The 14,591-nt window shown below is 52.8% G+C and carries 12 protein-coding genes; 6 read left to right on the top strand and 6 right to left on the bottom strand.

The window, feature by feature from the left end; all coding sequences use genetic code 11:
* The first annotated feature begins 127 nt into the window (after positions 1 to 127).
* From RUM8411_RS13125 to RUM8411_RS13105, 5 genes are all read left to right on the top strand, one after another.
* Entirely contained in the window at positions 128 to 931 is an 804-nt protein-coding gene (locus RUM8411_RS13125) for a cyclopropane-fatty-acyl-phospholipid synthase family protein (protein ID WP_159453894.1), read from the top strand.
* 193 nt (positions 932 to 1,124) lie between these two features.
* Positions 1,125 to 1,670, top strand: coding sequence for a hypothetical protein (locus RUM8411_RS13120; RefSeq protein ID WP_085823169.1), 546 nt, complete (start codon positions 1,125 to 1,127; stop codon positions 1,668 to 1,670).
* Positions 1,671 to 2,076: 406 nt separating this feature from the next.
* Entirely contained in the window at positions 2,077 to 2,256 is a 180-nt protein-coding gene (locus RUM8411_RS13115) for a hypothetical protein (protein ID WP_085823168.1), read from the top strand.
* A gap of 254 nt (positions 2,257 to 2,510) precedes the next feature.
* A complete protein-coding gene (locus RUM8411_RS13110) occupies positions 2,511 to 3,722 on the top strand; it encodes an efflux RND transporter periplasmic adaptor subunit (RefSeq protein ID WP_085823167.1) in 1,212 nt (403 codons plus the stop codon).
* Between the two features lie 8 nt (positions 3,723 to 3,730).
* Positions 3,731 to 6,859 carry an efflux RND transporter permease subunit gene (locus tag RUM8411_RS13105; protein WP_085823166.1) on the top strand — a complete coding sequence of 1,043 codons (3,129 nt, stop codon included), beginning with the start codon at positions 3,731 to 3,733 and terminating at the stop codon, positions 6,857 to 6,859.
* A gap of 74 nt (positions 6,860 to 6,933) precedes the next feature.
* Here the strand turns inward: RUM8411_RS13105 and RUM8411_RS13100 are convergent, their stop codons facing one another.
* The 6 genes from RUM8411_RS13100 to RUM8411_RS13075 all read right to left on the bottom strand — a co-directional run bounded on the left by RUM8411_RS13100 (position 6,934) and on the right by RUM8411_RS13075 (position 13,493).
* On the bottom strand, positions 6,934 to 8,802 hold the full coding sequence (locus RUM8411_RS13100; RefSeq protein WP_143534898.1) for a heparinase II/III domain-containing protein: 1,869 nt from the start codon (positions 8,800 to 8,802) through the stop codon (positions 6,934 to 6,936).
* A gap of 176 nt (positions 8,803 to 8,978) precedes the next feature.
* Positions 8,979 to 9,998 carry an alpha/beta fold hydrolase gene (locus tag RUM8411_RS13095; protein ID WP_085823164.1) on the bottom strand — a complete coding sequence of 340 codons (1,020 nt, stop codon included), beginning with the start codon at positions 9,996 to 9,998 and terminating at the stop codon, positions 8,979 to 8,981.
* 3 nt (positions 9,999 to 10,001) lie between these two features.
* The gene (locus RUM8411_RS13090) at positions 10,002 to 11,441 is read right to left on the bottom strand and encodes a glutamine synthetase family protein (RefSeq protein ID WP_085823163.1); all 1,440 of its coding nucleotides are present in this window, start codon (positions 11,439 to 11,441) and stop codon (positions 10,002 to 10,004) included.
* 103 nt (positions 11,442 to 11,544) lie between these two features.
* On the bottom strand, positions 11,545 to 11,943 hold the full coding sequence (locus RUM8411_RS13085; protein ID WP_085823162.1) for a cupin domain-containing protein: 399 nt from the start codon (positions 11,941 to 11,943) through the stop codon (positions 11,545 to 11,547).
* A 4-nt stretch (positions 11,944 to 11,947) separates the two neighbouring features.
* Positions 11,948 to 12,382, bottom strand: a complete 435-nt coding sequence (gene gloA / locus RUM8411_RS13080; RefSeq protein WP_085823161.1) for a lactoylglutathione lyase — start codon at positions 12,380 to 12,382, stop codon at positions 11,948 to 11,950.
* Positions 12,383 to 12,401: 19 nt separating this feature from the next.
* Positions 12,402 to 13,493 (bottom strand): aromatic ring-hydroxylating oxygenase subunit alpha, encoded by a 1,092-nt coding sequence (locus RUM8411_RS13075; RefSeq protein ID WP_085823160.1) that lies wholly within the window; start codon positions 13,491 to 13,493, stop codon positions 12,402 to 12,404.
* A gap of 458 nt (positions 13,494 to 13,951) precedes the next feature.
* Here RUM8411_RS13075 and RUM8411_RS13065 point away from each other — a divergent pair, with 458 nt between their 5' ends.
* Positions 13,952 to 14,461, top strand: a complete 510-nt coding sequence (locus RUM8411_RS13065) for an Lrp/AsnC family transcriptional regulator (protein ID WP_234995223.1) — start codon at positions 13,952 to 13,954, stop codon at positions 14,459 to 14,461.
* The last annotated feature ends 130 nt before the right edge of the window (positions 14,462 to 14,591 follow it).

Here is a 14,591-nt window from a genome sequence, read left to right as displayed (position 1 = left end):
CCTCCTGATGAATGTCCTGGCGGGTATTGATGTGACTATTGCGCGGAATGATTGATAACGCCACAGGCAAGTTCGCCTTAAGCTCAATTCGCTTGACCTGACCTGCTGCAAGATATTCTGTGACCTCGTGGAGTATGATGGAAATACGCTGACAGACCTAAATGCGTTCTATTCAAAGAACGATATTTCCCTTTGGAAACAGGTTATTGGTGATGACCTGCACTATCATTTTGGCGATTTCAGCGATACTGTAAATCCGGCAGAGGCACTGCGCCAGACTGTCAGGAATTTCTACAGTGCGATTCCCTTCGGCAGCAACTTGCTGGATGCAGGTTGCGGCTGGGGCGCCCCCGCTGGCCTGCTCGCCAGAGAACATGGGTGCAATGTCACCGGGATAACTATTTCGTCCACGCAGGCAGAATATTGCCGGAATCTCGGTCTGAACGCTCACCATATGAACCTGGAAGAGTTCGAACCAGAGTCAACTTTTGACACCGTTTTGTTTCTTGAGTCGTTTGAACACATAGTAGAGAAAGCGCAACTGCTTAAACGCCTGCAATCTAGATGTCGCCAGATCATTGTTTCATCAAATGCATGGGGTGATGGAAACGCTATTTACAGACCAACGTTTGGTCTGTCCTCGGCGGTGTCCACACCGCTTGAATTGTGCGCGCTATTGCGGCACTGCGGGTACGAAGTACAGTCCATACGAGACAGAAGGCCACAATCTCTGCCGACGCTGCGCTACTGGAAAGACAATTTTGATCGTCTGGGCGAAAAGGCGCGAATTGACTCCCAGTTGCGCGTTTTGAAGGACTACACCAACTGGATTACCGCATCCCCGGCAAGGCTTCAGGAATTCGAACAAAACGCGCCGCTTGTCGATATCGTCGCACGCTCCAGTTTGGCCGATGGCGGCAGTTCGACTTGAGATCTTGACGCGAGTTTTTGCAGGATTTTGATTTCAATTCATGGTTGTTTGGTTAAGGCTGCCTCATGTTTCTTGAAACACGCGGCTGTCCACGCACACTTAATGGGAACGAACATGTTATTGGAACCATGTTCTTCATTTACACGTCTGTTCGCCTCTATTCGAATGCAGCACGCCACTTAGGGAGTAAGAAATGAAAACGTCAGTCAGACTTTTTGGAACCGCCATAATAGCGAGCGTGATCGCGACTACGGTCGCGGCGCAAACATCTGAGGATAAGAACGGGCCTGAAAGCTTTTTGTTTGTTCAGCATGCAGATAAAGCGACACTCGCGGATGAGACTCTAACACTGACGGGCTCAGATCGGCACATTATCGTATTTTCGGATCGACCGCATCGTGCTTCGGGCATGATCCCCGTCGCTGAACTTGTAAAGCACTGGAGCGAGGGAGAGGACAGCTTTGCTTCTGATCCGCCCAATGCCGCATTGGTTGGTCAGTTGGATGACGGCAAACCAGTCTCATTGATCGTCGAATTAAGTGAGCCTGTACTGAGCGAAGGATCGATCAGCTATCAGTACAGCATTATCGAAGGAGAAGACCAAGGTGACATCAAAAACCCATATGTCGTGATCGACACAAGCTTTTTGGACGTAAAACTGGTGAATTCAATTGGTGCCGCAACCCAACTATTAGGAATGGGAGGGAGCCAGTCGGACTTTGAACCTGTTAGCGACTAGGTTCAGGACTCTAAACCAGTAGATGACTATTGCCGTGCGCGCGATTTCAGAGAGGAAGGCTGACCTGCTCTCATTGGAGGCTGCACCTTTGGGGAAGCCCGTGTTCAGGTTGGCCTCCATTTGATCGGAGAGCGTATTCGCGCGGCGTCAGATCGGCCACCCGCCCCTGTTTCGTATGGTAGGTTTACACGCCAAGAAAGAATTAGTTATTCTTAATTTAACCCAAAGATTGAATGGGGTCTCACAGCGTAATACGTGTTTCGCAGGTATTTTTGTCCAGCACCCGAACATCCTGCTGAGATGCTTCAAAAGTAGACGAAGACAGGACTGACCCTTCGAATTACGGAGAATGCGCATGAAGAAATTACTTCTAACACTTGTCGGAACAGGTGCGATGATCGCGTAGATGGCGCATGCCGAAGGCTCGGGCAAGAAAACCTACCTATTTGTTGGATCCGTAAGCAAAGCAGAACTCACAGATGGAAAACTGGTTCTGTACGGTGTCGATGATGAAGTGTCGGTCTTTTCTGACCGGCCCTACCGCAGCGCAGGCGTCATTACACGCGATCACTTCTTTGAAGTCTGAAGCACGGGCAAAACAGTTTTGACGCAAACCGGCCAAACACAGCGTTGTCGGATGACGTTGACGGCAAATCCCATGTGTTGATCATCGAAATCTCGTCCCCAGACATGGATGGGGAAAAAGTTTCATACAGCTACAATGTGATCTAGGGTGATGAGATTCCATCACTGGAAAATGTGGTCATGTTCATCGATAGCTGGTCCTGGCGCGAGCCCTAGACTGGTCTGGATGGTGGTTTGCCATAATAATCCCTATGGATGAGCGCTGGTAATTCGGTCACCCAGCCAAACAAAATTTACGTTGCGCACTTTCAAAGAGCCATGAATAGTAATCTTGCGGCTATGAAACTGCGGATGATCGAGCACCGGATGAAGACAACGAACCTGTTATTTTGCACCCTGATCGGCATTGGTTTGGCGGGTCTCGCCAGTGCGCAGTCAAAGCCTGCGCCGCCAAGTGTGGTTGTAGCTCCGGCAACGATGCAAGAGCTGCAGAAACAGGATGAATTCGTAGGACGCGTCGTTGCTGATCAGAGCGTCGATTTGCAGGCCCGTGTCGAGGGTATTCTCGAAGAGGTCAATTTTACGGAAGGCGGCACCGTTAAAAAGAGCGATGTGCTGTTCCGGATCGAAAAGAGAAAATACGCAGCAAGCGTCGATAGCGCACAGGCCGCGCTAAAAAGCGCCCAGGCCTCGGCGCAGAGTGACAAAGCTGACCTGGACCGGCAACAAACATTGTTTAACAAAGGCGATATTCCGCAAGCTATTCTGGATACCGCCAAAGCGACGTATGCCGAAGGTCAGGCCGCTGTGGATGAAGCGATTGCAGATCTCAAGATCGCACAAATAGATCTCGACTATACCGAAATTGTCAGCCCCTTGGACGGACGGATCGGATTGTCTGCGGTCGACGCGGGCAATATTGTTGATTCCGACAGTGGAGTTCTTGCGACAGTTTCAAGTATCGATCCAATATTGGTGAGTTTCTTTGTCAGCGAACCTGTATTGTTGCGCGAACGCCGAAACGGCTCCATTACTCAGAATGACATAAATCTGTCGACGCAGATCACGTTGGCTGATGGTGGCGTTTTCCCCTCAGATGGCAAAGTCACCTACGTCGGCGATAGTGTCGGTCAGGACACGGGCACCGTCGAATTGAGAGCTACATTTGCAAATTCGGACGGGGTTCTGATCCCTGGACAGTTTGTCACTGTTTCCCTGAGTGACCCGGAAGACCCAAAGGTACTGACCGTGCCGCGCAATGCCGTACAATTCGACAAGCAGGGTTACTTTGTGTTTTCCGTTGATGGCAAGAATACCGTTCATCGTATGAACATCGAAATCGGCACCCAGTCCGCGACCAGAACTCAGGTTAAGTCAGGGCTGAAGGAAGGTGACCGGGTCGTTGTGCAAGGTTTGCAAAAAATTCACAATGGCTTGGTCGTAAAACCAGTCGACAGCCAGAGTTAGGTAAGGGATTGATCTCTCACTACTTCATCAACAGGCCGCATTTTGCCGCTGTTGTAGCGATCTTGATGGTACTTTTTGGCGCGGTCTGTGTTCGACTTATACCCATTTCGGAATACCCCGACATCGCTCCTCCGCAGATTTATGTTCAGGCCAATTACCCTGGTGCCGACGCGCAGGTTATTCAGGAATCTGTTGCAACGCCGATCGAAGAGCGTGTGAACGGGATCGAGGGCATGTTGTACATGCAGTCCAAAAGTTCGAATGATGGCAGCTATGATCTAAACATTTCGTTTGAACTGGGAACAGATCCCAACGTCGCTGCGGTGGAGGTGCAAAACCGAATCGCGCTGGCCAGCGCGGAATTACCATCAGATGTTCAACAGCAGGGCATCGAGGTCACAAAACAATCCGGAAACATGATCCTGGTGATCAACCTGACTTCCCCGGACGAATCCCGGGATGAGCTTTATCTGAGCAACTATGCGGCCGAGTTCCTGCATGATCCCCTGCAACGCCTTCCAGGCGTCGGTGGCGTTTCGCAATTTGGTCAGTTGGAATACAGCATGCGGGTCTGGATCAATCCGGTTCGCATGGCTGCGCTGAATATCACCGCGGCAGAGATGGCAGACGCCATTGAAAAGCAGAATGTCGTTGCAGCTGCTGGGCAAGTCGGAGCCCCACCATTCGGAGAGGCACGAACGGACTTTCAGTTCAAGTTGCGCGCAGAAGGTCTGTTGCGGGAAGCAGAGGAATTTGGACGGATCATCGTGTCGACGGGCGAAGACGGATCAGTCACGAGACTGGAAGATGTCGCCCGGATCGAACTGGGCTCTGCCACTTATGCCGGGTCGTCGCAACTGAATGGTCAGGACACAGCAACAATTGCTGTGCATCAGGAAAGCACGGCCAATGCGTTGGAGATATCGGACAGCATTCACGTCCTGATGGAGGAGCTTTCCAAGAAATTCCCTGACGGTGTCTCGTACGAGATTACCTACGACGTGACGGATGCTGTTCGCGTGTCGATAGAAGACATTCTCAAAACCCTTGCGCTCACAGCGGGTTTGGTAATCGCCGTGACGTTCTTCTTTTTGGCAAGTTTCCGGGCAACCATCGTCCCTGCCATCGCGATCCCGGTGTCACTGTTTGGTGCCATTGCTCTGATCTATGTCATCGGGTTCAGCGCAAATATGATCACGCTGTTTGCATTGGTGCTCGCCATCACGCTGGTGGTGGACGACGCGATCATAATCATTGAAAACGCCGAACGCATCCTGAACGAAGATGGCCTAGACCCACGCGAGGCCACCTTAAAGGCGATGTCGCAGGTTAACCGGCCTATCATAGCAACCACCTTTGTTCTTGCCGCCGTGTTCGTTCCGGTTTGCTTCTTTCCCGGCGTGACGGGGACGATTTATTACCAGTTTGCAGCGACAATTATCTTCGCGTTTGTTCTGTCCGCTGTGAATGCGCTGACCCTTGCTCCGGTGCTGTGTGCCATGGTCTTGAAATCTGGGGCCAAGCCGATTGGTTTGCTACGTTTTGTTCCCTCAGTGATTTCATGGATCAGAACGCAATATGTGCGTCTCGTAGCGCTCATGCTGCGATACCTCGCGATCTCGTTGTTTGTTTTTGCCGCAGCCGTTGGCGGAACGATCTATCTCTTCAAAACCGTCCCAACCGGTCTGATCCCGCAGGAAGACAATGGCGTCTTGCTTGCGGCGATGGAGTTGCCCGACGGTGCATCGCTTCAGCGCACTCAGGCTTTCATGGCAAAGGCTGGTGCGGTTATCGAACGGGCTCCGGGGGTGGACACAGTGACCACAGTGTCCGGCGCAAGTATGCTTGCCGGCGGTCGATCAAACGCGGGCATGGCGATTGTGACGCTCAAACCCTGGGATCAGCGAAAAAACCCGAACCTTCACTGGAACGCCATCATGCAGGATTTGGACAAACAACTCGCCACGTTGCCCGAGGCCGAAAGCTATGTTTTTCCATTTCCCACCATTCACGGGCTGGGCTCAACAGGCGGTATTTCGGTCGAGCTTCTGGATCTTGAAAAAGGCGATGGGGAAAAGTTGGAATCGGTGATGAACGCCTTTGTGACAGCGTTGAATGCCGCACCAGAATTTGTCCGCGCACATGGCAGTTTTTCAGGGCAGACGCCGCAATACCGGCTCTTGCTGGATCGGGATCGGGCCGAAGCGCTGGGCGTTAACGTTTCAGATATTTTCACAGCTTTGCAGGCTAATCTCAGCACGTATTTTGTCGATAACTTCATTCTGTCCGAGCGGGTGTATTGGGTAGTTATCTCGGCTGATGCCCAATATCGCCAAACGCTGGATGACGTGGGCAATATCTATGTCAAAAACAGCGCGGGCGACTCACTGCAGCTTCGAAATTTCGTAAGCAGCGAACCGGTCCTCGCGCCAGATGCGATCCCCCGCTACAACCTTTTCACAGCAGCGTCGGTCAGTGCGCAACTTGCAGAGGATATCAGCTCGGGTGCAGGAATTGCAGCGATGCAGAAAATAGCTGACAAAACACTTCCCGACGGGTTCCGGATCGAATGGTCGGGTGTCACGCAACAGGAAGTGAAGTCTCAGAATTTGGTACCCTACATTATGCTCTCTGCCCTTGTGCTGGCTTACCTGTTTTTGGTGGTTTTGTACGAAAGCTGGGTTCTGCCTTTATCGATCATTACATCGACAGTCTTTGCGTTGTTGGGCGCGCTGATACCTCTGGCACTGTTTCCGTTTTTGACCAGCAATATCTTTGCCCAAGTGGGAATGGTGTTGCTGATTGGTTTGGCCGCTAAGAAAGCCATCATGGTTGTTGAGTTCGCAAACCAGCAGCGCCTATCCGGCGCAAGCATTCGTGATGCGGCCCTAATAGCAGCAGAAATCCGGTTCCGGCCTGTCACAATGACCGGCTTGTGTTTTATTGTCGGGGTTCTTCCACTGGTGTTGTCCAGCGGGGCAGGTGCTGCGGCACGGGTTTCGATTGGCTATCCCGTCCTGTTCGGCATGATACTCGACAGTACGCTGGGACTATTGATGATCCCGGTTTTGTACGCCGCGTTTCAGGCGCTTAGAGAGTATCTGGTCCGCCTGAGACCTCGTGCCAAACACACGTGACGCTTGGAAACTGGGTGTGTAGCCACTCCAGCCGAACCGAATGATCAGACGATGCCCGGCACCTGAAAACAGCGCTATTCGCTCGGGTCGGATTGCGACAGAGTCGCCTGCAACCGCCACTCGCTAAGCGGGATAATTGTCTTGTCAGTTGCGCTCTTGATGCTTTCAAACGTAACGGCGATCGTTTGAAGGGTGTCGGCGTTTTGAACGCCTAAATCGATCATCAATCTGCTGACACCGGTATTGGGGTTCTGATCGGCACAGTCCGAGTTGTACTGTGTTTTGCAAGGATCCGCTGAACGCAAAGTAAAACGGCCCTCTGGTGGAGAAAGAATGCGCGCCAATAGCTCTTTGCCATCCTTACGCAGGATAGCAGTCTGCCCATCAACATGTATCTGCGCATCGGTATGCATGGTCCAGGATACAGGTTCACTATGGCCTCCTTTAATTTCGTCCTGAACCAAGACTGTTTTTTCTTCGATCAAGGCAATGCCGCGTCTAACTGCACCCACGGGCTGGGCATACGGTTCTGAAAGGTCTGCGATTGCAAAGGTGAAATCGGGAAACTGCCCAAACTCTTCGATCTGGGCGCGACCGATTGTCTGCTGATTAGTAGAGCTAAAGGTCAGTGTGTTTTGACCGATGGTGGCGGTGCGATAATAGTCAAACCGCTTGTCGGTGAAGTAACCCGGTAAGTGATAGTTTCCGATCCCAAGATCAACCGCCCATCGCACGCCATCGGCTTCAAGAACAAATGTTCCCGCATCGAGGTTATTGTGGTGACTGCGCAGTGGCCCCGCCTTGAAGCCGACATAGGTTGCCTGCCGGTCATCCCAAGCCGTCCTCATCGTCACAAGTCCTAGCCCACCAAACCAGAATGAATGTTGCCGTCCGTCGACCGGCTTAGCCTTGGAATTCTGCCGCCAGATCAAATCCAGCGCAATGTGTGAAGAAGGTTTGGAGCCGGCGACACGAAGGTTGTAGTCAGGCCGGTTAAAATGCGATGCAAGCCATGTCAAAGCAACCAGATCCGTGTTTGTGTCGCTGTCGCCGTAGTTGAACAACATGCCGGTCGGCCCCGTCGCATGTGTAAGATAGTCACCAAAATTCGCCATTCCGTCTGTTTTAGACAAATCAAAATCGTGCCCAAGGACAGTTTCCAAAGACGTAATCGCTATGGCCGCATCCCGCGCAGACAATGCGCCATACATGGGTCCTTCTGGCCACGCCCCATCCGGAGCGAACATGGCAAATCCATTTCGGAGAGAGGTCTGAGCACTTTCGATAATCTGTGTCGCAAGCTCTGGCTCAGCTTCAGAGACCGCAAGGGCAGCGACGATCATTCCGGTATTGCAGATGATATTCCAATTAAACGATGCGACTGGCCAGGTGATATCTGCAGTTGCAGTACCATCCGGCAACGTAGTTGGAACCGGCGTCGGATGCACCCACCGCTGCGGTACAACCCATCCCTTGTCGAAATAGGCCTTATCCAGCTCATAGATCCTGTTGGCCTCGTTCAGCGCTTTGTCGATAAGGGCCGATCTGATTGCGGAGTGTTCGTTTTCATCAAGTGTTTCACCGATCCAACTGTAGCCGAGCGCAACCGCCAACGTCACTCTGCTTAAGCCCAGAAAATGCTCCGGATGCCAAGTTTCCAGGTCTGCAAGTTGCAGGAGTTCCATTTTGGTTCGATCTGCATATCGCTTGTCACGGGTTAGTCGCCACGCCATGCCAAGCGTTGTCAGGCGTTCAACCGGCTTCTGATCAAACCCAACAAGCCCGTTTTGCAAATCGGTTTCATTTGTTCTGAGCGCCTCCACAATCGTGGGCCTATCCAAATAAGCCTCAGCGGCTGCAAGCAACGCTTTGTAGTCCGAAGCGATAGCCGCATCAGTCGTCCGTAGGGTTTCAACCCGTTCAACGACGTCATCGGTCAGCATAACTTGCGGCACAACCGTTTCGGACCTGGCACTGTTGGTGAAGACAACAGTCAGGAACGAGGCTGCAAAGACGGTTAATAGCTGCGACAAATCCTTGCCGATGACTGAGATCACTAAGAATGCCTCCTTTATCCTAACGATGACCGAGGGGTCAACCTCCCAGCTATTTACTGGTCTTATTCTTCTAGGAGCTCGCGGATATTGACGTCCAACTGTTCCGTAAAGCCCTTGTCATTGCCAGGATTGGCAGCGCAATGACCCCATGGCGAGTCGTAAGGACGGAAGATGGCGTTAGGCATGTGGCGGGCTTCGATTTCGTTATCTTCGGGTGGGAAATATAGATCCTGCGTGCACGGCATCAGTGTGGCGCGAGCCTTGATGGCACTAAGGGCAAGTTTGAAATCCCCTTTGTAAAGCGGCCCGGCAGAGATGTCGCTAGTCTGCCAGGTGGCAAGCTTGACCAGTAGATTGTTGGCATCCCAACCCTGCAGATGGTCTTGTTCCCAATCTTGCATCAGCTCTTCAATGGATCGGAATCCGAGCTGCTCATAAAGCCTCTCGCGGTAAAAGGTCTGAGAGAAAGCCCAGCCTGCGTAGACCCGACCAAAGGCCTTGAGCCCTGCCTCGGGCGGGCTGTCATAATTGCCGCCGTTCCAATTCTGGTCCGCGCAAAGGGCGGCCTTGACCCCTTCGAGGAAGACAAAATTATGCGTTGAGGTTTTGGCCGAGGCGCAGAAAGGCAAGATCGCTTGTACCATATCCGGGTATTGCGCCGCCCATTGATAGGATTGACAGCCCGCCATAGACCAGCCGGCGACCAGTGCGATCTTTTCGATGCCGAGGTGATCTTGGATCAACCGATGCTGCGCCGCGATATTATCCCACATCTGCACCAACGGAAATCGCGGGCCGTCTTGAGGGGAGGGCGTATTCGAGGGCGAAGACGAACGGCCATTGCCGAACAAATTTGGACTGACGATGAAGTGGCGGCTTGGGTCAATAGCGCGACCGGGGCCGAAGAACCCTTCGTTCCGAGTATTTGTCCCCGTGTAGAAGGTCGGTAGGACGATGACATTGTCACGGGTGGCCGACAACGTGCCGTAAGTTTGATAGGCAAGTTTGGCGTCGTGCAAAACCTGACCCGATAGAAGCGGGAAGTCTCCAAGGTCGAATGTCCTAAACTCATCCACGGCCATCTTTCAGTACAGCCTCAGATACTCTTGCACTTCCCAGTCAGTGACCGATTGGTGATAGCGCTCCCATTCGTCGTTCTTGTACTCGAGATAGGAGTTGCGCATCACGCGCCCCATCACATGTTCGGCCATCTCGTCATGACGCAGAGCCTCAATAGCGTTGAACAAAGTTCGCGGAAGCCTGCGTATACCAAGCTCGGCAAGTTCGGTTTCAGTCTTTGAGTACAAATCAAATTCGGTTGGCTTGCCCGGATCGATCTTGTTTTTGATGCCGTTTATCCCGCAGCTCAGGTGCATTGCCATCGCGAGATAGACATTCATAGTCATGTCACAGGCGCGATTTTCGATGCAGTGACGGCTTTGCGGAAGGCGAAACTGCGCGGATCGGTTGTTGAAGCCGTAGGTGATGTTGGTCGGTGCCCAGGTCACCGTGCCACCCTCAAACCCACCAACGCGAGGCACCAGACCGTTGTAGGAATTCACTGTCGGACAGGTGATCGCCGTGATTGCTTCGGCATGCTGCATCAATCCGCCAACGGCCCAACGGCTTTCGTCGCTCCATTCGCCATCGGGCGTTTCAAAGATATTCTCGCCTGGACAGCTGTCATGCTGCATCGACATGTTGATATGTGCACCGGAGCGCCAGTCGCCAACCGTGGGTTTTGGCATGAAGGTCACGAACATCCCATGCTGTTTCGCCACCTCTTTCAGAGTAATGCGCAGGAATGCCAGCCGGTCAGACATCTCCAACATATTGGTATAGTGGAAATCGAGCTCGAACTGCGAATATGCGCCTTCGGCCACCACGTCATGCAGGTTCCAGCCCAGACCTTCGATGATGTCGATCAGGGTTTTTAGGAATGGCATCGAGTCGATGGAATACTCAACATCATAACCAAATGCCTGACGACGCGGACGAAGCCCATCTGCAGGGTCATCGTCAAATGCCTTTACCGGCTGCCCGGCGTCGTCATACTTCATCACGATAAACTCGGGTTCTACCCCGGCGTAACCAGTGTACCCTTCCAGCGCAGCCTCGTGCATGGCGCGTTTCAGGGCCTGACGCGGACAAACGTTGTAAGGAGCGTCTTCCCAGTAGAGATCCGAGAAGATGATCGCCATCGATGTGTCCCATGGACAGACGTAGACGGCATCGAGATCCGGAACCACTACTTGATCGCTGTCGGCGGGGCTTAGCTCGGGCACGTACGAAATCGAATGCACCGCGAATTGTGGCCCTTTTCCAAGGCATAGCGGTTCAAAATCACTCATTGGTACGGGTTTGGTTTTTGGAATACCGTGCAGGTCAATCCAGGCGGCCATCACGTATTTGACGCCATCCTCCTCCAGACGTTGCCGTACTTCTGCGATACGCGGGCGGTTACGCTCGACAGCGTCGTGGAAAGTCTCGTAGTAGGTGCGGGTGCTGGCATTATCCTTGGGCATTCGGCGTCCTCCCATCGAATGGCAATCAGATTTGGTTCACCGAGGGTGATCCCTCCGTGTTGGTGTTGGTTTCGGTTGTTCTGTCGCGCAGCGGTTAAGATGTTCAGCCGGGGACAAAATCGTCAGGGTCGATGCCCGGAACCTGCGTGATCCCGGCAAGCTGCTTCCAGTTGTGAGGGTAGGCGGCATAGAAGATCACGCATTTGCCGTCCGACTCGTAGGAAATGTGGTTGTCCTTCGGGACAAACAGCACATCACCACGATTGCAAACATAGCTTTTGCCATCGCAAACCAGTCGGAATGTACCCTCAAGGCAATAAATGATCTCGTCGCAGGTCAGATCCCACGGCACCTTGATGTTGTTCAGGACGTTGATGCCACCGCACATGGACTTGCTGAATTCGCTGGTCACCATTGGTTTGATGTAAGTGTCGCTGTTCCCCATCGAGTCGTAGCGATTTTGAACCAGATCGAATTTGAAAAGTTGAGGTGTGTCACCCATTTGGTCAGCCTTCCTGTGCCAGATGTTTCAGTATGGATTCGTTCAATTCGACCTTGTAACCGTCGGGGTCCTCGCAAAAGGCGATGACCCTTGTGCCGTTTTTCATTGGCCCCGGTGGGCGGGTGATGTTTACTCCCGCCGCAGCCAGCTGTTCGCACGCGGCATAAACATCTGGCGTTTCGATGCAGATGTGACCCCAGCCGTCGCCTTTGTCATAAGGCGTGCCCTGATCCCAATTGGCGGTCAGCTCCAGCGTGGGAAACTCGGCCTCGGGCCCATAGCCGATAAAGGTATTGGTGAATTTGCCTTCGGGGTAGTCCGTGCGCCGCTGCACTTCCATACCCAGAATTCCGCAATAGAAATCCAGTGACTTCTCCATGTCGGTGACCCGCATCATCGTATGGGCCAGACGAAACCCTTTGGATATGGACTTATTCATCGATATTGTTCCTTCTTGCTTAAGCACCGGCCACGTCGCGTTCGATCAGATCCTGGAAGGCGCGCACGCTGTCCTCCCAGGCAGGCGACAACAGGCCTCCATCCTCGGCGACTGGGGATTTGCGGCCCTCAAACATGCGTACAACCATCTCGTGATCTTCCTTGTGGACATCCCACCAAAGGTTTCTGAGGGCTTGTATTTCCTCGGCGCTCAGCTCCTGACCTTCTGTCGTGTAAAGTGCTCGGTACTGGCGCATTTTTCCGGGGCCGATGGGTACGTTCAGATAGACGCCCAGCTGATCCGGAAAATAGCGGCCCAGAATGAAATTGGGGTACAGGGTCAGATAGCGAGAGCTGACGCCCAGACTGCCGGATGTGCCCAACTCTTCGTTCAGATCCACCGCGCTGCCGATGCAGGTGCCATCGGTGATAGTATAGTGGTTTTCCAATGGTTGATCAGTGGTTGAGGCATGGACAAACTGGACATGGTAGGGCTCGATAAAGTTCTCCATGATCAGCTTCCAGTTGGTGCCAATCTCACCAAAGTCGAGTAGGCCAATTGGTTCCACTCTGGTGAAATCCATCCCCTCCAGCCGGCTGATCAATGGCGCGGCATATTCTTCGAAATCAGGCGCATTCCCATCAAGATTGACGAAAATCCAATCATGCCAGACATGGGTGCGCACGGGCTTCAGCCGGTGCTTTTTGATGTCAAAGCCGTCGAATTCCTGTTTGCCGGTTCCGGCAAAATGCGGCGCAGCCCGCAGGCGGCCATCCAGGTCATAAGCCCAAGCATGATAGGGGCAGCGGATCAGCTTGCCGACGTTCTTGGGCTTGTCGACCAATGTCATGCACCGGTGCAGGCAAACGTTGTGAAAAACCTGGATGTCGCCATCACGACCGCGCACCGCCAACAGTGGCAAGTTTGCGCATGTGACCGGATGAGCGTCGCCGGGGTTTGCCATCTGATGCGCAAACCCGATGAATACCCAGTTCTTGGCCAGGACCGTCTGGCATTCCCGCTCCCAGAACTCTTTGCTGCGATACGCCTCAGCGGTCAGCCCGTGCTGAGGCCCGCCAACAGCCTGAGCTCTTTCTTCGGCAATAGTCATTTGTCCTCCCTTCGACACTGCCACCTGCACCCGTCGGTCCAACGGTTTGCGCATGGTTTTTACCGTTTCTCGCGGATGGCCTGTTTGCAGGCTTTGTCCCGCCGCGCCGGGTCTGGAATTACCATCTACGAATATCGCGCATTTTGGCCGTTGATTTTTCGATATCCGTTGTAATTCGAAATTCTGGAGCAAGAATCAGAAGTAATCTGGTCAAAAAGCGGCACTGTGATGCGAATTTCGAACAATTTGGTCGCGCTGGCAGTGAAATACGTAATTTCAGCGGGATAATACAAATAATTCGGCGACGATCCCGCAATATGGCACTCGAAGTCTGCGGTGTTGGGATCGTAGGATGTCGTTTTCCGCACTTTCTTCCAGAGAAATCCCAACGAATATTTGCGGATTTCGATGCTCTCACCTAATCTCAGTTACGAATACAACAATCGAGCATCAGGTATATGGCAGTCAAAAAGCAATCGAACACGAGCGCCAATCAGAGCATTCGATCTCCAAAGGATGACTTGAACCAGCAGATCATCCGGCTGTTGCAGCAAGATGGTCGGATGGCTTTTTCGGAAATTGCGCAGCAGTTGAATGTGTCCGAAGGAACCATCCGCAACCGTGTGAGCGGTCTGCGAGACAACAACATGTTGCGGATCGTCGCGATGTCGGATCCGGTGGCTACGGAATACACCACCGATGCGATGATCGGGCTGAATGTGGCTGTTGGAGTGACCCCGCGCCAGGTGGCGGAGCGGCTTGAAAATAACCCTCGAGTCGTTTTCATCCTATGGGTTGCGGGCCGTTATGACCTGATCATCGAACTCGTCAGCGACGACCGTGACGCATTAAAGGAATTTCTTGAACAGGAAATCCACGCAAGCGACGATATTGCCAACGCCGACGTCATGCCAGGGCTGAAGAATTTTAAGAACCAGTTCCTGCTAAAGCAAGGTGTGAGCGAGTGACGAGGAAAAAGACGGTTGCTGCAGTATACGGTGAAAGGGCCTAAACAGAGATTTTCGGGAGATCTTTAGCGCCGATCTTAATACCGCCCGACTGCACTCGGCCTTCCGAGTTGGCCGGTCGTCATTGTCC

The organism is Ruegeria meonggei (assembly GCF_900172215.1).
Lineage (GTDB): Bacteria > Pseudomonadota > Alphaproteobacteria > Rhodobacterales > Rhodobacteraceae > Ruegeria > Ruegeria meonggei.
Note: the sequence above shows the minus strand (reverse complement) of the source record. Positions and strands in the feature narration are given on the sequence as shown.